At 44.2% G+C, this 21533-nt stretch carries 20 protein-coding genes; 12 read left to right on the top strand and 8 right to left on the bottom strand.

All coding sequences use genetic code 11. The features are described from left to right. Both W293_RS16430 and W293_RS0112345 read left to right on the top strand, forming a co-directional pair. Nucleotides 1-696: IS30 family transposase (locus W293_RS16430; RefSeq protein WP_037025835.1), on the top strand; the 696-nt coding region annotated here is incomplete at its 5' end. Between the two features lie 315 nt (nt 697-1011). Further along, complete coding sequence (locus tag W293_RS0112345) at nt 1012-1410, top strand: DUF4377 domain-containing protein (protein WP_025652729.1); 399 nt, start codon at nt 1012-1014, stop codon at nt 1408-1410. Between the two features lie 189 nt (nt 1411-1599). Here W293_RS0112345 and W293_RS0112350 read toward each other — a convergent pair whose 3' ends face one another. Then, nucleotides 1600-3033, bottom strand: coding sequence for an L-serine ammonia-lyase (locus tag W293_RS0112350; RefSeq protein WP_025652730.1), 1434 nt, complete (start codon nt 3031-3033; stop codon nt 1600-1602). A 536-nt stretch (nt 3034-3569) separates the two neighbouring features. On the opposite strand from W293_RS0112350, the gene W293_RS0112355 reads away from it, so the two are divergent. Next, nucleotides 3570-4991: a solute carrier family 23 protein gene (locus W293_RS0112355; protein ID WP_025652731.1), complete on the top strand. Its 1422-nt coding sequence runs from the start codon at nt 3570-3572 to the stop codon at nt 4989-4991. 133 nt (nt 4992-5124) lie between these two features. On the opposite strand, the gene W293_RS0112360 is transcribed toward W293_RS0112355, so the two are convergent. Then, a complete protein-coding gene (locus tag W293_RS0112360) occupies nt 5125-6057 on the bottom strand; it encodes a DMT family transporter (RefSeq protein ID WP_025652732.1) in 933 nt (310 codons plus the stop codon). Nucleotides 6058-6343: 286 nt separating this feature from the next. Here W293_RS0112360 and W293_RS0112365 point away from each other — a divergent pair, with 286 nt between their 5' ends. After that, the gene (locus W293_RS0112365) at nt 6344-7381 is read left to right on the top strand and encodes a WG repeat-containing protein (RefSeq protein WP_025652733.1); all 1038 of its coding nucleotides are present in this window, start codon (nt 6344-6346) and stop codon (nt 7379-7381) included. 125 nt (nt 7382-7506) lie between these two features. On the opposite strand, the gene W293_RS0112370 is transcribed toward W293_RS0112365, so the two are convergent. Continuing rightward, nucleotides 7507-8541, bottom strand: coding sequence for an alpha/beta fold hydrolase (locus tag W293_RS0112370; protein ID WP_025652734.1), 1035 nt, complete (start codon nt 8539-8541; stop codon nt 7507-7509). A 27-nt stretch (nt 8542-8568) separates the two neighbouring features. Then, nucleotides 8569-8733 (bottom strand): rubredoxin, encoded by a 165-nt coding sequence (locus tag W293_RS0112375; RefSeq protein WP_010201990.1) that lies wholly within the window; start codon nt 8731-8733, stop codon nt 8569-8571. Nucleotides 8734-9062: 329 nt separating this feature from the next. Here W293_RS0112375 and W293_RS0112380 point away from each other — a divergent pair, with 329 nt between their 5' ends. Beyond that, nucleotides 9063-9632, top strand: coding sequence for an adenine phosphoribosyltransferase (locus tag W293_RS0112380; RefSeq protein ID WP_025652735.1), 570 nt, complete (start codon nt 9063-9065; stop codon nt 9630-9632). A gap of 76 nt (nt 9633-9708) precedes the next feature. Here W293_RS0112380 and W293_RS0112385 read toward each other — a convergent pair whose 3' ends face one another. Beyond that, nucleotides 9709-10176 (bottom strand): hypothetical protein, encoded by a 468-nt coding sequence (locus W293_RS0112385; protein WP_025652736.1) that lies wholly within the window; start codon nt 10174-10176, stop codon nt 9709-9711. Nucleotides 10177-10284: 108 nt separating this feature from the next. Next, nucleotides 10285-11226 (bottom strand): transaldolase, encoded by a 942-nt coding sequence (locus W293_RS0112390; RefSeq protein ID WP_037025863.1) that lies wholly within the window; start codon nt 11224-11226, stop codon nt 10285-10287. A 643-nt stretch (nt 11227-11869) separates the two neighbouring features. Here W293_RS0112390 and pheA point away from each other — a divergent pair. The 6 genes from pheA to W293_RS0112420 all read left to right on the top strand — a co-directional run bounded on the left by pheA (nt 11870) and on the right by W293_RS0112420 (nt 19156). Beyond that, entirely contained in the window at nt 11870-13045 is a 1176-nt protein-coding gene (pheA, locus tag W293_RS0112395) for a prephenate dehydratase (RefSeq protein WP_025652738.1), read from the top strand. A gap of 249 nt (nt 13046-13294) precedes the next feature. Further along, the gene (gene hisC / locus W293_RS0112400) at nt 13295-14425 is read left to right on the top strand and encodes a histidinol-phosphate transaminase (protein WP_025652739.1); all 1131 of its coding nucleotides are present in this window, start codon (nt 13295-13297) and stop codon (nt 14423-14425) included. Between the two features lie 92 nt (nt 14426-14517). Then, nucleotides 14518-16866, top strand: a complete 2349-nt coding sequence (locus tag W293_RS0112405; RefSeq protein WP_051395137.1) for a bifunctional prephenate dehydrogenase/3-phosphoshikimate 1-carboxyvinyltransferase — start codon at nt 14518-14520, stop codon at nt 16864-16866. Nucleotides 16867-17155: 289 nt separating this feature from the next. Next, nucleotides 17156-18118: an EamA family transporter RarD gene (gene rarD / locus W293_RS0112410; protein WP_025652741.1), complete on the top strand. Its 963-nt coding sequence runs from the start codon at nt 17156-17158 to the stop codon at nt 18116-18118. 80 nt (nt 18119-18198) lie between these two features. After that, nucleotides 18199-18618, top strand: coding sequence for a dihydroneopterin aldolase (folB, locus tag W293_RS0112415; protein ID WP_025652742.1), 420 nt, complete (start codon nt 18199-18201; stop codon nt 18616-18618). Then, entirely contained in the window at nt 18611-19156 is a 546-nt protein-coding gene (locus W293_RS0112420) for a 2-amino-4-hydroxy-6-hydroxymethyldihydropteridine diphosphokinase (protein WP_037025865.1), read from the top strand. Before folB ends, W293_RS0112420 begins: the two co-directional genes overlap by 8 nt. A gap of 160 nt (nt 19157-19316) precedes the next feature. On the opposite strand, the gene W293_RS0112425 is transcribed toward W293_RS0112420, so the two are convergent. Beyond that, on the bottom strand, nt 19317-20051 hold the full coding sequence (locus W293_RS0112425; protein WP_025652744.1) for a glucose 1-dehydrogenase: 735 nt from the start codon (nt 20049-20051) through the stop codon (nt 19317-19319). 162 nt (nt 20052-20213) lie between these two features. On the opposite strand from W293_RS0112425, the gene W293_RS0112430 reads away from it, so the two are divergent. Then, nucleotides 20214-20756, top strand: a complete 543-nt coding sequence (locus tag W293_RS0112430) for a DUF924 family protein (protein WP_025652746.1) — start codon at nt 20214-20216, stop codon at nt 20754-20756. An 81-nt stretch (nt 20757-20837) separates the two neighbouring features. On the opposite strand, the gene W293_RS16435 is transcribed toward W293_RS0112430, so the two are convergent. Further along, nucleotides 20838-21533: IS30 family transposase (locus W293_RS16435; RefSeq protein ID WP_037025835.1), on the bottom strand; the 696-nt coding region annotated here is incomplete at its 5' end.

Genomic DNA, 21533 nt, shown 5'->3' on the forward strand with positions numbered 1-21533 from the left:
TGGGTCACAGACAAGCTTAAAGAGAACTGGAGTCCCCAGCAAATAGCAGGTGTTCATGGTGGACTCAGTCATATGAGCATTTATCGCTATATATGGACAAACAAGCGTAAGGGCGGCAGGTTATGGCAGTGTCTCAGACGTAAAGCCAAGCCTTATCGGCAGCGTTTAACTGCTGAGACTCGTGGTCGTATTAATGACAGAGTCTCTATCCATGAGCGCCCCTCCATCGTTGATGCGCGCACGCGGATTGGCGACTGGGAGGCGGATACCATTATCGGTCAGCATCACAAGCAAGCGATTGTCACGCTCGTTGAACGTAAAACAGGGCTGCTGAAGATGAAACGTGTGGATAATAAAACGGCACAGCAAGTATCAGAGGCAATGATAGAGCTCTTAAAGCCAGTGAGGTTGCAGGTTAAGACCATTACCTCTGACAATGGTAAAGAGTTTGCTCAGCATAAAAAGGTGAAACAAAAGCTCTTTAGCTCTTTCTTCTTTGCCGATGCTTATGCGTCATGGCAGCGAGGAACCAACGAAAATACCAACGGCTTGATCAGAGAGTATCTGCCTAAAGGCTGTGACTTTAGACAAGTCTCTGATGATGAGATGCAGGACATTGAGAACAAACTAAATAACAGACCAAGAAAACGCTTAGGGTTTAAAACGCCTATGCAGGCGTTCTATAATATTAATTAGCGTTGCACTTGGTGTGTTAATCTAAGTTGTCAAATAAATATCGGCTTAGACTGTTTTTTAGTACGTTTAACTAACATGAGTTGCAAAAGCTGACGTTACTTTACAAACCAGTTATAGAGGATGAGTCGGTTTGCGACATATACTAGCTCCAGTAAACAATAGACCATACTGCTGAGCGATTACTAGCGTTATTTGGCTGTCTCAATCGATTTTGCCAGTATGGCCCTAAATGCCTACTACGTTTTGAACGTCTATAAATGATTAAAACGAGTTCAAACGGGCGATAATGAATATTAATTAACTGAGGATTGAATAATGAAAAAATTAGCACTTGCTGCGTTGATGACTACTTTTGCCCTGTCAGGTTGTTCTACTATGGGTATGGATAATGAGCGTACGATGGTCGTTGAAGGCCAACCTATGAATGTTAAAGTGATTAACATTCCAAGTTTTGAAGTAGAGATTGCCCCACGTAAAGCGGTTTGTGACCTGACCACCGCTAATGGCACCAAAGTTGAATCAGAGTGCTTACAGTATCGTCAAACTTATCAGAAAAACTATACTACTTTGAATGGTAACATCCAAGGTTTCACTTATGAGCCAAACTATCGCTACATCTTAGATGTACGCCAAGAAGCGGTAACTGACGAAGCCTCTAACGTAGTTAAGCCTATCTGGATCTTAAATGAAGTGGTTTCAAAAACTGCTGAGTAATCAGATGACCTTATGAATTTTTGAACAAGTAAATAGTCTATGTTCAAATAATTTGTAAAATAAAAAAGCCTCTAATGATTTAGAGGCTTTTTTTATGAGCTGTTTTTAATACTGTAATAACGAAGCCAACTCAATGATAATTTGACATAACATTGATTCAATAATGACAATAACAGTCGATAGCGGCTATTAGCATTGGCTATATTTTACGCTGACACCATGAGTCGCAGTGGGAATACGGTTATCAGCATAAACCGCCAGACCACCACGAGCCGTTTCTTTATACTTATCTAACATATCAGCGCCGGTTACTTTCATCGTTTCAATCACCTTATCTAAAGAGACAAAGTGCTGACCATTACCCCGACAGGCAAGACGGGCAGCGTTGATCGCTTTTACCGCGCCCATGGCATTGCGTTCAATACAAGGAACCTGAACCAAGCCACCGATAGGATCGCAAGTGAGACCTAAGTTATGCTCGATACCAATCTCAGCGGCATTCAAGCATTTGGCAGGATCGCCGCCCATAATCTCAGCCAAGGCAGATGCCGCCATTGCACATGCTGAGCCGACTTCGCCTTGACAGCCAACCTCAGCGCCAGAGATAGAGGCGTTTTGCTTGATAAGGCTGCCAATAGCAGTAGCATTTAACAAAAACTTATAGACGCCGCTTTGGTCGTAGTTGGGCAAAAAGTCACGATAATAGTGCAGGACGGCTGGTATGATGCCAGCGGCACCGTTGGTAGGCGCGGTGACCACTTTGCCGCCATTGGCATTTTCTTCGTTGACGGCGAGCGCATATAAGTCAACCCAATCCATCGCTGCCAATTTATCGGTTTCTGCAATCGGTTGGTTCTTCTCCGCACATAACTGTGAATATAAGTCTTGTGCGCGGCGTCTGACATCTAGACCGCCTGGTAAAATACCGCCACTTTCACAGCCCTGTTTGACACAGTCTTGCATGACGTCCCAGATGCTATCTAAGTAGGCAAAGACTTCTGTCTGTTCACGATAATGACACTCGTTCGCCAGCACCAACTCACTGATGCTCAAGCCGTTTTGACGACACTGTTCTAATAGCTCTGCGGCGTTATTGAAAGGATAGGGCACGCTATCAATGGTAGGGCTGGCATGGTCTTCATCTGGATCAGTGGCGTCTTCTTCGTTAATGACGAAACCACCACCAACCGAATAATAGGTTTGCTGATAACGAGTACCATCGGCCAATACCGCCCGGAGCGTCAAGGCATTGGGGTGATAGGGCAGGACGGTATCATCGTACCAATAAGTGTCACGCTCGGTATCAAAAACAATCGAATGAGTACCTGACACATTCAGCTTTTTTTCCGAAAATATCGGCGCTAAGTAGCTGCCGGTTAGCCGTGTATCGATGGTGCTAGGCGTATGTCCTAGCAGTCCCAATAAGATGGCGGTATCCGTTGCATGGCCTTTGCCCGTCGCTGCTAAGGAACCATACAACTCAATCTCAATACTGTCTATAGCCGTCAGTTCTGTTTGCTGCAGAAGTGATTCCAAAAACAAGTTGGCTGCCACCATCGGACCGACGGTATGTGAGCTTGAAGGGCCAATGCCAATTTTAAATAAATCAAAAACACTAATCATAATAAATCACCAAAATTTTATGTGCTTCAGCATGGCTTATCGATTGGCTTTAGCACTGGCATGAAAAATATAATAAACACCTCAAACCAAACACCGATAAGTGTTTAGTTTGGGGTGTTGTCTATGAATGTATGTCTACATGGGACAAATGAATAATAACTTTTATTTGTTACTAAACTCCGTTATGATGCTTGGAGCCAGCGTTTATGTAACATCCTGTAAGTTAGTTGTCGCTAAAATAGGTCATCGCTAAAATAGGTCAGTCAAAAATGACCGAGACGATGGTTCAAGTCGAACGTATCCGACTTTATATCTCTAGCATAACATGGCTATCGTACCAAATAATACTTTTGGTTTGCGACCTTGCAACATAAATGAATGAATTAGCTGATATATGACAAGTGCTATAGTGTAAAGCCTTGCTTCACTATTGTTTTTGGCTATAACCCGCTATTTATTGATATTTTTTCACTCAGTTTTTTATTGATCCAGTTATTTAGCCTATTATTGGCTTCGCCCACATAGGACAAGCGTGCATGACATCTCCCACCGATCATTCCTCTCAATCAGACAACAGCGCTGATACATTATCTACTCGCAACGCCTTAGAGGCGGCTGGCATTCATTCAGCAGCAGCTACGAGCTACCCAAAGAACCCAGATTTTGAAAATGGTCGTTGGTTTCCAACATGGCGACCTTATGGTGGTGATTTGGATCGTGATCCGGTCGGTATCAATGAGTATCTACCACCGTCAAAAAGTATACTGCTGGGTGTGCAGCATACTTTTGCCATGTTTGGGGCGACGGTGCTTGCACCATTATTAATGGGCTTTGATCCTAATCTAGCGATTTTGATGTCCGGTATTTGTACCGTGATGTTCTTTATGATCACGGGTGGGCGCATGCCCAGTTACTTAGGCTCAAGCTTCGCCTTTATTGGTCCCGTCATTGCTGTCACTGCTTATGCAGGCGTAGGCTTTAATGACAATTTGAATGTCGCTTTGGGCGGTATTATGGCTTGCGGTATCATCTATGCACTGATTGGGCTGCTGGTCATGAAGACTGGGACAGGCTGGATTGAGCGTTTGATGCCACCTATCGTCACTGGTGCCATCGTCATGATTATTGGTTTGAACCTAGCACCAGTCACTATACAAGGGGTGTCTGCCAATCAGTTTGATGCTTGGATGGCCACCTTAACTGTATTGCTTATTAGTGGTGTGGCTGTTTTTACGCGCGGTATGTTACGTCGGCTGTTATTACTGGTGGGCTTAATATTGTCATACGTCGCCTATTTTGTGATGACCAATGTGATGGGCTTCGGTATTCCCATCGATTTTAGCGGCGTGTCTGCTGCTTCATGGTTTGGTCTACCAAGTATCCATTCACCACGTTTTGAGATGGGTGCTATTATCTTAATAGCGCCCGTGGCTTTTATTCTAGTGGCTGAAAACTTGGGACATTTCAAAGCGGTGGAAGGCATGACCAAGGCGCGCGTGACCCCTTATATGGGTCGGGCATTTTTCGCTGATGGCTTAGCGACTACTTTTTCAGCAGGTTTTGGCGGCACAGGCGTCACTACTTATGCAGAAAACATCGGCGTCATGGCGGTGACTAAGGTATATAGCACCACAATTTTTGTCATCGCTGGACTGGTGGCTATCTTGCTTGGGTTATCACCAAAATTTGGCGCAATTATTCAAACGATACCACCGGCATTATTGGGTGGAGCTTCTATCGTGGTATTCGGACTTATCACTGTCGCTGGGATCAAAATCTGGATAGACAACCATATCGACTTTAGCAAAAACAGCAACCTTATCATCGCTGCTGTCACTGTCATCATGGGTACAGGTAACTTTAGCTTGCATCTGGGCGGCTTTGACTTGGGTGGTATCGGCACGGCTACCTTGGCTGCGATTGTGCTTAATGCCTTATTTAATAGACAAAAAGTTTAATCGTCAAAAAGACTGATTTTTTTAATCATAAAATTAAAGAACTTAATATATTGATAAGCAAAAGCCACAATAATTATTGTGGCTTTTATTTGTGATGACACTGCTTTATAAACATTGTTATTTGCTGCGATCTTTATTTATAGTTACGCTTATAAAACCGTGCGAAAAATCGATAACGACGAAGTGCGCGCGGCTTGGGCTTCAATGAACCCAAGTAAATGGCAAACATCGTCAACAGCGCACCGCTCCATTGTAAGGTATTAATCGGTTTGTCCAGCCAGCTATAGTCAATCACTAAGGCGGCAATCGGCTCAGTTAGTAGCAGTAGCCCTGTCAGTGCCAAAGATAGCTTGGGAATAGAGTAGGCAATCAGACCCCAAGCTAAGCACTGCATGACGGTACCATAAATAAGCACCCAGCCAATCTCAGACCACGTATTGGGCAGGATATTGCCCATATCAAACACAAACATCGGAATAACCATCGCCAGCACACCGCCGATACTGATCAGCTGCATCAGCATAAATATGGGCGTGGGTTCGGTATCGTGCGTCTTACGAATGAAAGTCATTGAGGCAGCCAACATCGCCCCTGAGACAATGCCCGTCACAAACCCCCACGTAGCTGCTGTATTTTGCGCAAACTCTGGGCTGCCTATCATCGCCACGCCAAGCATCGCCAAAAACAAGCTGATGAGCTGCAAAATAGATTGTCGTTCATTAAAATATAAAAAGCCAATCGCTGCCAAAAAGAAAATCTGCAAACTATTAAGTAAGGTTGAAATACCAGGCCCCACGGCATAGATGCTCTCATGCCAAAGCGCCAAATCTAACCCTAAAAATGCGCCTGATAATAGACCATAAAAAATAGCGCGTCTCGAACGTGGCAATCGTTGCCCCATGACTCTAGCTAAAATAGCAAAGACCACTCCTGAGATGGCGAGTCGCCAAAACGACATGGCCCAACCGCCGATATCAACGTGCGCGACGATTAGACTGCCTAGACCGAATATAACGCAACCAATGACCAAGCCAATAGGTGCAGAGCGTGAAGCGGCAATAGCCATAGATTGTCCTTAGTTTGGTCACGTGCAAATGGGTAACGATCTGCTGAAAGTTTAGGGTATGCACGATATAATTCAGATACCGACATTGTCGATGTTTTACAGCTAAAATGAAATGGTTGAAACATAATTTATTCTTATGATGACTGTATGTAATAGTGCTTATATCATCGAGTCGCATCCTTACAGGAATAGCATTGGCGCAAAGCCCATGATTTGCTAATCTATCTTTTATCGCTCTTTTAAAACACTCAATATAGTTCCTACTACTTTTAGCCTAGGTTTATTTATGCATCGACAGACTCAATCAAAAGCGCTGCTTTCCCCGATATTTGGATCGCCGCTAAAAGTAACGCGCTACGGTGCTACCATTAGCCTGTTAATCAGTGCGTTATTTATGATGCCGACTGCACACGCCGCCAGCTGTAAAATTCCCAAAAGCTATTATAAAAATGTCTCTTGTACCGCGAGTAACGGTTATTTTCTAGCAACAAAGGACTTCGGTGCACCAGTAGCGTTGCTAAATAGTAAAGGCAAAAAAGTCGTTGATTTATCACGCTATCAAAAAGTCGATGCAGATAAGATAGCTGGTGGCTTGCTACCCGTGCTGCGCAATAGTCACGTCGGCTACCTTAATATGCAGGGCCGTGAAGTAATACCTGCGACCTACGATATGCTAAAGGAAAGTCAGGGTTGGGCGCGCCCAGTATCTGATGGACGTATCGTGGTCAAAAAAGATGGCAATTATGGGGTTATCGATACGGCGAATAAGACCGTCGTGTCGTTTTCTGCGTCAATCAGTGATATTGACGATTATCGTGGCGGTGTGACGCAAGTACGTAAAAATCAAGCGACCAGTTGGTTGGATAAAAATGGCAAAGCCACTAGCAATCCAAATGGTAGTAACAGTAATAATGAGCCTTTGTCCTCGAAGCAAACTGCTAATAATAGCTCTGCTACAGCGCCAGCGCAATCTAGGCAAGCAGTGCCCAATCGTTTTACGACGTTACAACCACGTCAGCAAGATGGTCGATGGGGTTTCGTCGATGAAAACAATGTGACGATGATTACTTATTCATTTGATGATGCTCGCCCTTTTTCAGAAGGCTTGGCTGGCGTGCGTATCGATGATAATTGGGGTTTTGTCAATCTGGGCGGTGAGCTGGTGATTCCTTTTCGCTTTGCTAATAGCGGTGTATCGAGTGGTGACAGTTACCAAGGCAGACCCGCCTTTACCTTTACCAGTGGCAAAGCGTGGATTGGTAACCTAAAAAATGGCAATAAGATGTGTATTGATAAAGAAGGGACGGGTGTCGGTTGCGATTAGGGCGTGTTTAAATTAGGGCGTGTTTAAATGAAAAGATCGACGTAAAATAGCCAGCATAAAAAAGAGCGTAAAACCTACGAATCAATAGTAGGGTTTACGCTCTTTTTTATGGGCAAAAAATAAAACTACTGGTCTAATAGGTGCTTGCTGATTAAATCGACCATATAAGGTTGGTAGTACTCTGGAATATCGTGTGCCATGCCTTCGATTAAATGAAACTTGGCATTCGGAATAGTCTTAGCGACTACGCGTCCTTGCGAAGGAGGCAACAGCCCATCTGCACTACCATGCAGCACAATCGTCGGTGCTTTGACTTGCTTACTAAACCGGCTAATAGAGCCTGATGCTAAGATAGCATTGAGCTGCTGTACAGTGCCAAGCGGATGAAAGTTGCGCTGATAACGTAACTTAGCAATTTCACGCACCATGCGCACGTTGACATGTCCTGGGGTGCCGACTGTCTTCATAAACCAGACACTATGGCGCACGATATCGCGCTCAGAATGACTCTCAGGACGATTGATAAGCGTATACAACTGCTTAGGCTTCGGCGGCTTTAAGAATGCCCGATTGGTGGTGGTAAACATCAAGGCCATGCGTTGTACTAGGCTTGGATAGCGTGCCGCCACAATTTGGGCAATCATACCGCCCATAGAAGCACCAAGTAGGTGTGTCTTACCCAGCTGCAACGCTTTAATCAAACGCGCTGTATCTTCGGCCATATCGGTCAAATTATAAGCAACCTGCGTACTCTTATTAGACAATCCGGTTTGCAAACGCATCATCATTTTTAGTTGGCTGATACGCGGTAGACCATCAATCTGTACCTTAGAAGACAAGCCAATATCTCGATTGTCAAAACGAATCACGAAAAATCCGGCATCAATAAGGCGCTTGATAAAATTGTTCGGCCAAAATATCATCTGCGAGCCAAGACCCATAATCATCAACAGTGGTGGGTGATTGGGATTGCCGCCTGCCTCAACACACAACTCGATGCCATCACCGATATCTATCATCGCTTGATGGAGGTGTTCGCTCAGGTTTGATTCGCGCCATTGGTGTTTGCCAAATCGTTGCCAGTCAGGAGTAGGGTATAGCCCATCCTCTCCAGCGCTCTTAGGCAGTGGCGCGTTATTGATATCATTGGATTTTGTCATGAAGTGTCCTAATTAGAGAGTCGTCTACTAAATCTCAAGCATCTCAAAATCAAGCTTGCCAACACCGCACTCGGGGCAAATCCAGTCTTCAGGGATGTCTTCCCACTTAGTGCCAGGCGCAATCCCTTCTTCAGGACAGCCAAGTGCTTCATCGTATATCCAGCCACAGACGATACATTCATAACGTTTCATAAATAGTCCTATCGATCATTACCAGTGTTACAGGGTGTCTTTAGCGCGTCTACTGAGCATTGACGCTCATATTTGGACGGTAAAAACGCCCGTAGTTTAGCATATAACCGGTGTTTTAATAGTTAAGTTTACACTTGTATATTGAGATAACCGCGCTTTTATCAAGTCTGATATGAGCATTTCGTTGATTTAAACGAGTCTATCATTGCTCGTTTGACCGCTATATTACACCAAATTATGTTATAGTAATCGCTACTAATTTCACGGTGATGTCTGTCATTTATCACCGTCACTTATTACCATCTAAGCCATATGAAATAAGGGTTATTATGAGCGTCAACGCCGCCGCTACATCTACTAATACTGAAACTGAGCCGTCTCATACGCTCAATACCGACCATCCGTTTTGGCAGGTTATTCGCACAGTACCAAACTTCCCGAAAGTCGGCATTGATTTTTATGATATTACCCCGTTACTGCGCAGTCACATTAATGCGGTGATTGATGCGCTGCTTGCGGTATTGCCAGATGGGCTGATGGATGAAGTGGACTGTTTGGGTGCAGTAGAGGCACGTGGCTTTGTGTTTGCCAGCTTGCTGGCAGGTCGCTTGGGTAAAGGGATGATTTTGTTGCGTAAGCCCGGTAAGTTGCCGCCGCCTGTTGCCAACAAGGCCTATGCGCTAGAATACGGTAAAGACACGCTTGAAATGCAAAATAACCTGCCTCCTGAGCGAGTACTGTTGGTCGATGATATTTTGGCAACGGGCGGTACGTTGACCACCGCTTATGAGCTGTGCCAATCAGCGGATCATACTGTGGTCGGTGCTTTAGTACTGCTAGACTTGGTTGACTTGCATGGTGAGTTCCCCGTGCCTGTTTATACGGTGCTAAAAGCTTAACGTCAATTTTTAAATTGACCATAAAGAAAAAGCGCGCTGATATAAGGTCAGCGCGCTTTTTTGCTATCGATACTTTTTATTTGTCTTGTTGATAACGTTCGCAAGTTTGCTCTACTATTTTGCGCCCGATCGTTTTTGGCGTTGTAATTTTAAAATCCTTGGTGGTCAATATGGGTTTGTCTGATTGCCAAGATTTTATGACTTTATTATCAGCGCCATAATTCACGTAGGCTCGTCGATAGTAACTGGCATCTTTACAAGATATCAATAATTGCTGATCGCTATGGTCTATAGCGCTTTCTTTTTTGCTCTTTTTATCTTTTTTATCCGTCTGTTGTAGCTGCGGCGGATAGGTTCTACGAATGGATGCCAAAATGTTTTCGACATGATGCTCATCTATGATATTGATATCAGAGCTTTCAATAGAGTCGGAATCTAGGCTGAAAGTCGAACCAGAATCAGTCTCAGATATCTCTATCCAGTTTACTGCATGTGCACTAATCGCTAGCGCACTACCTGCTAATACCACTGATAGCCGTCTCATAATCAAGCCTTACTTCTTGTTATTTGAAGTAGGTTATAATAGCTAACTTACTATTAGCAGGCAAATCTCTTTTATTTGCCGGTGTTTAACTGCGCGTTATCGTAACGACTAACTGCGCATCGCAGCCAATGCCTGAGCAAGCTCATCACGCGCACCGATAAAGCCATCGATACCCTTGGGTAGCAAGTCTTGGGTAACGGTATCCTTTTGATAGGCTTGACTGAACTCTTCCTGCGTCAAACTTACTCGAGTCATATCATCTAACGCCATCGACATGCTTGGTGAAAGCTGACGAGGGACTTCTATATCCATCGCTGCCAACTCATCAATAAGATCGGGAGCAATGGTCAACAGATCACAGCCTGCCAATGCCAATATTTGCTCAGTAGAGCGAAAGCTTGCGCCCATTACTTGCGTGTTGTAGCCATGTTGCTTGAAATATTGGTAAATAAGCTTGACCGATTGCACACCCATATCATCAGAGACAGGCACGTTCTGACGGTTTTGTTGGCGTTTTTGCCAATCTAAAATACGACCAACAAAGGGTGATATGAGGGTCACGCCAGCGTCAGCACAGGCAATCGCTTGATGCTGTCCGAATAATAACGTCAGATTGCAGTGAATACCCTGTGTTTCTAGATAACGCGCGGCCTCAATGCCCTGCCACGTCGCCGCCATCTTGATGAGGACACGCTCTGAGTCGACCCCTGCTTGCTGATAGGCCTCCATAAATGCTAAGGCTTTATCGATCGTCGCTTGGGTGTCATAAGACAAACGCGCATCGACCTCAGTTGAGACACGCCCTTCGATTAGCTCTAAAATATTACAGCCAATCTTGATAGTGAGCGCATCAATGACATCGTCTACGTTACCTTGATAGCGACTCATCGTCTCTGAGAGCATAGACTGGTTATCAGGATGAATAAGGGCTTTGGTAATGAGACTGGGATTGGTGGTCGCATCGACAGGTTTTAAGCGAGCAATAGCGCTAAGGTCGCCAGTATCAGCGACAATGGTGGTCATGGTGCGAAGCTGTTGTAATGCGCTCATCAGGTATCCTTGTATGAATCAATTAACAGGGTGGTGTTTTAAAATTATTAAGTGTTAAAAAGTATTTAAATGTTAAAAGATTGGTTATGTTCTAAAGATTAAATGTATTTAAAAGGTGTTTATGCTTTTGTTAGTGGTGCTAGTTACCATTAGTTTTGAACTGTAACATAGTTTTGAGCCACTGTTCTGCCATATAGTCATTCCACTATAAAAGTATTACTGCGTTAACACCGTTTGAAGTATTAAATATACCTCTACACTCGGTTGCCTTGTACTACTTTTAAATTTAATCAATTATAGTTCCCCGTACATGGCTGCCAAATTGGATAACTGTGCTAATATTTATGACGGTTCGATGCTTTACACGCATTTACGAATGGGCACTGCGCGTAGTTTTTGTTATAGTAGAGCCGGTCAGCGCATCTTCTGCTGTATTAACGGAGTAATCCACACGCCGTATCGGCGAGCAGGGTAAGAATAAAGCGGGCAAAGCAGCCTATGTTGATAAACTGGTTTAGCAAACAGGGACTATCAATATGGTTGGACTCAGTTATCAATAAATATAATTATATGCAAACATAAAAACAGTGATTATTAACAGTTATAAAACTCAGTAATAATATTAGAAAAAGGATGGGCGGTAATGAGTGAGCAGTCACCAGAGCAAAAAATGGATAACCTAAATAAAAGCAGCGCAAGCGATAACTCAAGCGAAAAAGAGTTTTTAGATCAGCTGCGCCACAGTATTGATAGCGTAGACTGCGACATTCAAACGCTGATCAACAACCGTGCCAAACTGGCTCAGCAAGTGGCGACGGTCAAAAAAGAGCACATAGCAAAAAGTCCTACGGCTGAAAAAAGCAATCCTATTTTTTATCGCCCAGAACGTGAAGCTCAAGTACTAAAAGCCGTGATGGCACGTAATACTGGTCCAATCGCTGATGAAAAAATGGCCCGTTTGTTTCGTGAAATTATGTCGGTGTGCTTAGATCTAGAAGCGCCGCAACGTATTGCCTTTTTGGGTCCAGTTGGCACCTTTACTCATGCCGCCGCCCTCAAGCATTTTGGTAAAGCGGCTGATACCGTACCAATGACTACTATCACTGATGTATTCCGTGAAGTCGAAGCGGGGACGGCAATGTATGGCGTTGTGCCGGTTGAAAACTCATCAGAGGGTGTGGTCAATCATACTTTGGATGGCTTTTTGTCTTCTACCTTAAAAATAATAGGGGAAGTTGAGCTGCCCATTCATCAAAACTTCTTGGTCGCTGAGCACACCAAGCTTGACGGTCTCAGCCGTATTTATTCGCATCAGCAGTCACTAGCCCAGTGCCGTCATTGGCTCGATGTCAATTATCCCAATGTGGAGCGTGTCGCTGTATCGAGCAATGGTGAAGCCGCACGTCGACTCAAAAATGAATGGCATTCAGCAGCAATTGCAGGGGATGTCGCAGCCGCAGAGTATGACTTGCATAAGCTTTACTCAAATATTGAAGACAATCCAAGCAACACCACACGCTTCCTTATCATCGGTCACGAAGCGATTGCGCCATCAGGACAGGATAAAACCTCTATCGTCGTCTCAGCTCATGACAAAGCGGGCGCGCTTATCGAAATCTTAAAGCCCTTATCTTATCATGGCGTGTCGATGACCAGTATTGAGACGCGTCCTGAACGTCCTAATAAATGGGCCTATGTCTTCTTTATTGATATGGACGGTCATATCAACGATCCAAATGTCAGTGCGGCCATCAATGATATTCGCCCGTTAGTGAAGGATTTACGTGTGTTGGGTTCATACCCAAAAGCCGTGCTATAGTCAATTCACTATAAAAGTGTGACAGCGTTAACCTTGCTTGAAGTATTAAATATAGCTGTACGCTTGGTTGCCTTGTACCACTTTTGCATTGAACCGACTATAACTATCTGTCCTTGTTGCTCTTTTAAATTGAATCAACTACTTTAAATTGAAGCAATTCTACAGCGCTGGTTTGTGCTCGAAAGACTCGTTAAATTACTCATTATTATCAATAAATCGTAGATGCGTCATCACTTCTAAGGATAAACCATGCAGACACCTCAATCGACTGAGTCAAATTTATCACCGCTCATACCTGCCTATGACAGTATCTTAGAGCTTGCTCCGTATCAAACAGGCAAGCCGGTGGAAGAGTTGACGCGCGAATATGGCGTCTCAGATGTGGTGAAGCTTGCTAGCAATGAGAATCCAATGGGCTGCTCACCGCAAGTGACGTTGGCAGTGACAGAGCAGCTTAGTCAGCTGGCGCGTTATCCTGATGGTAATGGTTACTACCTAAAGCAAGCATTGGCTGATTTTAATGATGTGAATATCGATCAGATCACCTTGGGCAATGGCTCTAACGATTTGCTCGATATCTTGGCGCGTAGTTTTGTGGGTACGGATGACGCGATCGTCTATAGCCAGTATGCCTTTGTGGTTTATTCGATGCTAGCAAAAATGCAAGGCGCGACGGGCGTAGAAGTGCCCGCGCAGCGTTTTGGTCATGATCTCAACGCCATGAGCCAAGCGGTTCAGGACAATCCTAATACCAAAATTGTCTTTATTGCCAATCCTAACAACCCAACCGGAACACAGCTTGAGCATAAAGCGCTGCGTCAGTTCGTCGCAGGTGTGCCAAGCTCAGTATTGGTGGTATTGGATGAAGCCTATATTGAGTACAGTCCTGAGAGTAATAACAGAGCGCTAATCGAGGATTTTGATAATGTGGTCATCGTTCGCACCTTCTCCAAAGCGTATGGATTAGCAGGTCTGCGAGTTGGCTATGCACTAAGCTCGGTAGCAGTTGCGGATTTATTAAACCGTATCCGTCAGCCATTTAATGTCAGTCGTGTTGGACTGGCGGCCGCCGCAGCAGCACTTGGTGATCAAGATTTCATTGAAAAAGTACGCTTGACCAACGAAGAGCAAATGCGCTGGTTAGAAAAGCAGTTTGATGCTTTAGGGTTGGGTTTTGTTAAGTCGCATGCCAATTTTATCATGGTAGAAATGGACGATGAAAATGCGCTATCGATCAATCAAGCATTACTTGAGCAAGGGGTCATCGTGCGGCCATTGGTAGGCTATGGCTTGCCTACTTGGTTGCGTATCACGGTAGGCGTTGCAGAAGACAATATGCGCCTGATTGATACACTACGCTCTATACTGACTGATGATTAGACAATTAAACTTTATAAAATGAATGTCAGTTTGTTTGACCTAAAAACACGTTCGTTTGTTCAAAGAGAAAAGCCGTGAGTTGCCAGCAAAACATTCAAAATGATCAAAATAATAATAGGCAGTCCGCTATCAATACCCAGCCGCCGTTATTTAAGCAGGTTTGTGTCATCGGTCTAGGGCTGATTGGCGCAAGTCTTGCCCAAGCCATTAAAGACCATGGTTTAAGCGCGCGCTTGGTGGCGGTTGATCGACATGCGCCAAGCATCGACGAAGCCATTCAGCATGGTTTGCTAGATGCGGGTAGTGCTATCTTAAGTGAAGTAGTTAGTGGCAGTGATTTGATTGTTATCGCGGTGCCTGTGCAAGCCGTGCAAGCTGTGTTTGTCGATATCAAATCCGCTATGGATAATGGTCAGCTTGCGTCCGATTGCATCATTACCGATGTCTGTAGTACCAAGGTCAATATCATTGAAGCTGCCAAAGAGGTATTTGGGGCTTTGCCGACAGGATTGGTACCTGCGCATCCGATTGCTGGTGCCGAAGATTCAGGGTATCATGCGCGGCGTGCCACATTATTTGTCAATCATAGCGTGATTATATGTGAGCTGCCAACGACGGATTCTGCCGCTATTGCTAGATTGCGGCAGTTATGGGAAGCAGTGGGCGCTTCAGTGATGGCGATGTCCGCTGACCATCATGATTCTATTTTGGCGCATACCAGTCATTTGCCGCATTTGCTGGCGTTTAATCTGGTCGAGCAGCTGGCAAGCCATGATGACAATTTAGATATGTTTCGTTATGCAGCAGGGGGCTTTCGTGACTTTAGCCGTATTGCTGCCAGCGATCCTAAAATGTGGCATGATATATTTTTTGCCAATCAAAGCGCCATCGTAAGCGCTCTTGACGAGTATGGCGTTTATTTACAGACCATGCGTCAGCTTATTATTGATAAAGATTCAACCGCCCTGATGGGACTTTTGGGCCGCGCGCAAGCCGCACGGCGACATTTTGGCCATATGTTAGCCAGCACTCCTTATACGGATACTTCTGCCATGTCAGCTTCTTATAATATTACTCCCAGCAATACCGTCTCTGGCACCATTAACATTCCTGGTGACAAGTCTATCTCGCATCGCAGTATCATGCTCGGTAGCCTTGCGACAGGGGTGACCAATGTCACAGGATTTTTGGAAGGGGAAGATGCGCTTGCCACCTTGCAAGCTTTTCGTGATATGGGCGTGACCATTGAAGGGCCTGATAACGGTAAATTGATCATTCATGGCGTTGGGATGAATGGTCTAAAGCCAAGCAAAACGCCATTATATATGGGCAATTCGGGTACTAGTATGCGGCTGCTGGCAGGTATCTTGGCGGCACAAGCATTTGATAGTGTGTTAATCGGTGATACGAGTTTAAACAAGCGCCCTATGGAGCGTGTCGCAGCGCCATTGCGCGCCATGGGTGCCGTGATTCAAAGTACGGGTCATAGCGGTACTGCGCCGCTAAGTATCACTGGTCGTGATAGTGTCGGACAGCCGCTGCAAGGGGCTGAGTATGATATGCCAGTCGCGTCTGCACAAGTTAAGTCTTGCTTATTGCTGGCTGGACTGTGGGCAAAAGGCACAACGACTGTCATTCAACCTGAAGTTAGCCGTGACCATACCGAACGTATGCTCTCAGCCTTTGGTTATCCTGTGACTGTTGATGGCAATCGCATTAGCGTTGAAGGGGGTGGCACGCTCACAGGCGGTGATATCGCTGTCCCTGCGGATATCTCATCGGCGGCCTTCTTTATGGTAGCCGCTGCTATTAGTCAAGATAGCGAATTGACCTTAACGCAAGTGGGTATTAATCCGACACGTACGGGTATTATCGATATCTTACAACTGATGAATGCTGATATTAGCCTAAGCCATGAGACGCATGTGGGCGGTGAGCCAGTAGCAGATATCACGATTCGTAGCTCAAAACTAAAAGGTATTGAGATTCCAGAATACTTAGTGCCTTTAGCGATTGATGAGTTTCCAGTCTTATTCATTGCTGCTAGCTGTGCCCAAGGTCGTACAGTATTAACGGGTGCAAAAGAGTTGCGCGTTAAAGAATCAGATCGCATTGCCGTGATGGCAGATGGTCTACAAACGCTTGGTATCGATTGCACCGTGACTGAAGATGGTCTAATTATTGAAGGTAAAGGTATTGAAGGCAAGGGCAGTAATGTTGATGTTAATGAGGTTAATAACAGCCAGCCAGTCTTCGGTGGCGGTCAAATTACCTCACATCATGATCATCGTATTGCCATGAGCTTTGCGGTTGCCAGCTTACGCGCATCCAAGCAGATTACCATTGAAGGCGTTGAGACCGTCAATACCAGTTTTCCAGGGTTTGCTGAACTTGCCAATCAAATCGGTATGTCTATTCAAGTGGATAATGGTGTAGCCTAATGCTAAAAACCCTAATAGTTTGATAAGCAGTATTATTGGCTTTTGAGATGCTGACTTCTGGATTTAATGAAGCCAGCAAGGCTGCTTTTTAGCCTTTCTTGACCTTGATATAAAAGTTATTTTCAACGTGGTTATCGTCAGCAATGTGTTGATACTTTAATAGTATTAACGCATTGCTTTTTACTTTCTACCCTATATGTAGTAACCCTGCGCTCTTACCGCTAAGTTTTCATTATTGATAAACATTAGGTGAGGTCGCGCTTTGCTCTAATTTAAGTTGTCTTGCCTTATGACTACTCAAAATGTCGTCAAAAAACCAGTCGTTCCAATCAAAACTACGAGAAATGGTATCGTCACTGCGCTGATCGCTTTTTGTATATGGGGTGCATTTCCTTTATATTTTAAACAATTGGCCGCTTATAACGCGACAGAAATCATCGGTCATCGCATTGTTTGGACGTTTGCCTGTTTGCTCATCGTTGTGGTCGTGACCAAACGTTGGCAGTGGATAAATACCTTAAAACAAAATCCAAAATGGATAGCCTTGACCTTTTTGTCAGGTATTATTATCGCCACCAATTGGCTCACCTATGTATGGGCGGTCAATCACGATCAGATACTTGAGGCGAGCTTGGGGTATTTTATTGGCCCGCTCGTTGGCGTGGCGTTATCGATGATTTTATTCAAAGAGCGCCTGCGACCTTTACAATGGGTCGCGATTGGTTTTGCGCTATTGTCTGTGGTCATTCAAGTCGTGATGCTCGGTAGTCTGCCATGGCTATCGCTCATTCTTGCCTTTAGCTTTAGTACTTACGGTACGATTCAGCGCCAAACGCCATTGACCGCAGTCGATGCAATGTTTGTTGAAACTACCATGTTGGTACCCATCTTTATTTGGTGGTTTTGGCAAGCGGATGTGGTCAGTAGCCAGCTGAGTTTTTGGTTTACCCCAAATATTTGGTTGCTTATGATAGCAGGTCCCATTACGCTGATACCGCTATTACTATTTAATAGATCGACTAAGCTAGTCGCTTATAGTATTTTAAGTTTTATGAATTATCTGACGCCGACCTTTATTTTCTTCTTGGCGGTGTTTTATTATAAAGAACCTTTTGACTTAAACCGTTTAGCCGTCTTTGGTTTGATTTGGCTCGGGCTGTTATTATTCAGCATTGACTTGTGGCGTCATCGCCCTAGTAAAGCATTAAAAGCCGAGCGCTTGCGCGAAGAAGCATTGCAGCAAAGTAAATAAAAAAACAAAGTAAATAAAATTTTGGGCGAAAGACTTAAATTAAAAAGCTCAGTCAAAAATTAATAAATAAGGATGAGCGCATGTTTCATACCGAATCTGATGTGGTATTTGTCAAAGGCTTAACAGTAGAAGCAGTCATTGGTGTTTACGCGTGGGAGCGCGCTATTACGCAGCCGCTCCTAATTGATATAACGCTTGAAACAGATATTAGTAAAGCTGCTGTTTCAGACGATGTCCATGATGCGCTCAATTACAAAGCGGTCTGTGATGATGTGAGCGAATGGTGCAAAGCGATTAAGGCACAGTTGCTTGAACACCTAGCCGGGCAAATCGCTGATAAGCTGCTGGAAAAATATGCGAGTCATAAAGTGACGTTAAGCATTGCCAAGCCGACGGCAATCAAGCAAGCGGATGCCGTTGGGGTACAAATCACCCGTTATGCTAAAGCATCAGCAACTGAGTCAGCGGCAAACGACAATAGCCAATCTGATAATGCATAAAGCACTGACTCATTTAAATCTTGATGGCTTACAAACGTATGCGCCTGAACTGCTGCAAACACAGTCGGTGACGGCAGTGCTATTGGCATTGGGTAGCAATTATCAAGCTGAAAAACACTTACCGTGTGTCCGAAAAAAATTAGCCGTTTTGGGCGAAATACAGCTATCTACGGCATTTCAAAACCCTGACTTTACGGCGACGCTGGAACACCCAAAACCTGACTATACCAATCAATGTGTCTATATTTCACTAACGTCGCCGATACCGTTACAACAGTTGCAGCAGACCTTTAAAAATTTTGAAAGTGAGTGCGACAGACAGCGTCTAACAGAAGCTCAGACATCCATAAAGCAAGTCACCATGGATATCGATATTTTGTTAATAAAATTAGATGATAATCAAAATAGCCTAAGCAGAAATACAACATCTAAAAAAACAGCTAAAAGCTTGAACCAATGGATAATCATGGCAGATCGCTATCCGTTTAAAACGCATGAAAGAGCAGGGATTGAAGAATTGATTTTGAGTGGGCTTTGAAGAGGTTAAATGCAGCAGCTGAGATGTTATCAAGAATCAAGTAAAAGTTATTAAAGGCTTCGTGTTCGAAGGCTTAATATTTTTCTGAAAAAATCTCAAAATAAAAGCTGAGCAATATGCCCAGCTTTTATCAAATTTACATGGTTTAGCGTAAAAAGTCTTACTGCGCAGTCAACCCACCATCAACGATAAATTCTGAGCCGGTTGAATAACTAGAGTCATCTGACGCTAAGAATAGCACCATGCCGCTGACTTCTTCGGGCTGCGCCACACGTCTCATCGGAATGGTTTTGGCAAAAGCTTCAACTGCATCTTTGGTATCGCCTTGCATAATCATTGGTGTGGCGATGACGCCTGGATGAATGGAGTTCACGCGAATGCCATGAGGGGCGCACTCCAATGCTGCGGCTTTGGTCATACCGCGTACCGCAAATTTAGAATCGGTATAACCGATAGCGCCACCGACCAAACCGTTAATCGATGAGATATTAATGATAGAGCCTTGCTTGGCTGCTTTCATCGTTGGAATAACCGCTTTCATGCCTAAAAAGACCGACACTTGGTTAATCTCTAGGATCTTGCGGTAGTCTGCTACCGAGGTATCTAAGATAGATTTGTGCGTAGTGATACCTGCATTATTAACTAAGACATCGATTTGACCAAATTTTTCTTGGGTTGCTTTAACGACTTGTGCCCAATCGTCTTCATTGGTGACATCATGCTTGATAAAGAGGGCATTATCGCCAAGTTCCTTAGCCAATGCGTTGCCTTTATCAGAATTAATATCGGTCAAGACGACTTTAGCACCTTCTTCCAGACACAAACGCGCATGAGTTTCGCCCATGCCTTGAGCCGCGCCTGTGATAATGATAACTTTGTCTTGTAAACGAGCCATGATATTTCCTATTTTTATTTATGGATAATGAAAAGTATAAGCCATGATGGCTGAATATTCATTAGTGGATATGAAACCATAAGCGAATATGCGATATTTTTAGACAATAATTTTAAATTTAGCCTGTAAATCATACCTTTAAATAGTGAGTTTGAGAAAACGATGTATAAAGTGATATTAGGTTTTTGTTTTAAAGAGGTCGGTAGCCAACAGTTTTTTGAGAAAGACGTAGATTTTGATAAGTTATTAATCGAGCGATACAGTGAATTGCTCGAGCAAGCAGCGGCGTCAGAGTTATATGAATGGCGATGTAGTGTTGAGGGTAGGTTGGCTGAAATTATTGTATTAGACCAGTTCTCGCGAAATATTTATCGTGATACGCCAGCGGCCTTTGCTCAAGATAGTATGGCATTGGCGCTCGCTCAAGAAGCGGTTACTGCTGGCGCATTAGAAATACTTGAAACTGTAGAGGCGCGTAAGTTTATACTTATGCCGTATATGCACAGTGAGTCAAAACTGATTCATCAACGAGCAGTCACCCTGTTTGAGCAATATACCAATGCGCAAACCATAGAGGCTGAGATGAAACATAAAGTCATTATCGATCGATTTGGTCGTTATCCGCATCGTAATGACATTTTAGGACGGGTTTCAAGTGGCGAAGAAATAGAGTTTTTGACGCAGCCTGACTCGTCATTCTTATAAATATTATCTGTTTAATAGCTAATAGATAAAATGCTATTTATCAATTGGTTAACATCTTAGATTAACACACCAAGTGCAACGCTAATTAATATTATAGAACGCCTGCATAGGCGTTTTAAACCCTAAGCGTTTTCTTGGTCTGTTATTTAGTTTGTTCTCAATGTCCTGCATCTCATCATCAGAGACTTGTCTAAAGTCACAGCCTTTAGGCAGATACTCTCTGATCAAGCCGTTGGTATTTTCGTTGGTTCCTCGCTGCCATGACGCATAAGCATCGGCAAAGAAGAAAGAGCTAAAGAGCTTTTGTTTCACCTTTTTATGCTGAGCAAACTCTTTACCATTGTCAGAGGTAATGGTCTTAACCTGCAACCTCACTGGCTTTAAGAGCTCTATCATTGCCTCTGATACTTGCTGTGCCGTTTTATTATCCACACGTTTCATCTTCAGCAGCCCTGTTTTACGTTCAACGAGCGTGACAATCGCTTGCTTGTGATGCTGACCGATAATGGTATCCGCCTCCCAGTCGCCAATCCGCGTGCGCGCATCAACGATGGAGGGGCGCTCATGGATAGAGACTCTGTCATTAATACGACCACGAGTCTCAGCAGTTAAACGCTGCCGATAAGGCTTGGCTTTACGTCTGAGACACTGCCATAACCTGCCGCCCTTACGCTTGTTTGTCCATATATAGCGATAAATGCTCATATGACTGAGTCCACCATGAACACCTGCTATTTGCTGGGGACTCCAGTTCTCTTTAAGCTTGTCTGTGACCCA

The organism is Psychrobacter sp. TB67 (genome assembly GCF_000511065.1).
Lineage (GTDB): Bacteria > Pseudomonadota > Gammaproteobacteria > Pseudomonadales > Moraxellaceae > Psychrobacter > Psychrobacter okhotskensis.

Excerpts from the sequence above, each read along its gene's own strand:
- W293_RS0112345 (WP_025652729.1), top strand. The coding sequence starts at position 1,012 with ATGAAAAAATTAGCACTTGCTGCGTTGATGACTACTTTTGCCCTGTCA.
- W293_RS0112350 (WP_025652730.1), bottom strand. The coding sequence starts at position 3,033 with ATGATTAGTGTTTTTGATTTATTTAAAATTGGCATTGGCCCTTCAAGC.
- W293_RS0112355 (WP_025652731.1), top strand. The coding sequence starts at position 3,570 with ATGACATCTCCCACCGATCATTCCTCTCAATCAGACAACAGCGCTGAT.
- W293_RS0112360 (WP_025652732.1), bottom strand. The coding sequence starts at position 6,057 with ATGGCTATTGCCGCTTCACGCTCTGCACCTATTGGCTTGGTCATTGGT.
- W293_RS0112365 (WP_025652733.1), top strand. The coding sequence starts at position 6,344 with ATGCATCGACAGACTCAATCAAAAGCGCTGCTTTCCCCGATATTTGGA.
- W293_RS0112370 (WP_025652734.1), bottom strand. The coding sequence starts at position 8,541 with ATGACAAAATCCAATGATATCAATAACGCGCCACTGCCTAAGAGCGCT.
- W293_RS0112375 (WP_010201990.1), bottom strand. The coding sequence starts at position 8,733 with ATGAAACGTTATGAATGTATCGTCTGTGGCTGGATATACGATGAAGCA.
- W293_RS0112380 (WP_025652735.1), top strand. The coding sequence starts at position 9,063 with ATGAGCGTCAACGCCGCCGCTACATCTACTAATACTGAAACTGAGCCG.
- W293_RS0112385 (WP_025652736.1), bottom strand. The coding sequence starts at position 10,176 with ATGAGACGGCTATCAGTGGTATTAGCAGGTAGTGCGCTAGCGATTAGT.
- W293_RS0112390 (WP_037025863.1), bottom strand. The coding sequence starts at position 11,226 with ATGAGCGCATTACAACAGCTTCGCACCATGACCACCATTGTCGCTGAT.
- pheA (WP_025652738.1), top strand. The coding sequence starts at position 11,870 with ATGAGTGAGCAGTCACCAGAGCAAAAAATGGATAACCTAAATAAAAGC.
- hisC (WP_025652739.1), top strand. The coding sequence starts at position 13,295 with ATGCAGACACCTCAATCGACTGAGTCAAATTTATCACCGCTCATACCT.
- rarD (WP_025652741.1), top strand. The coding sequence starts at position 17,156 with ATGACTACTCAAAATGTCGTCAAAAAACCAGTCGTTCCAATCAAAACT.
- folB (WP_025652742.1), top strand. The coding sequence starts at position 18,199 with ATGTTTCATACCGAATCTGATGTGGTATTTGTCAAAGGCTTAACAGTA.
- W293_RS0112420 (WP_037025865.1), top strand. The coding sequence starts at position 18,611 with ATGCATAAAGCACTGACTCATTTAAATCTTGATGGCTTACAAACGTAT.
- W293_RS0112425 (WP_025652744.1), bottom strand. The coding sequence starts at position 20,051 with ATGGCTCGTTTACAAGACAAAGTTATCATTATCACAGGCGCGGCTCAA.
- W293_RS0112430 (WP_025652746.1), top strand. The coding sequence starts at position 20,214 with ATGTATAAAGTGATATTAGGTTTTTGTTTTAAAGAGGTCGGTAGCCAA.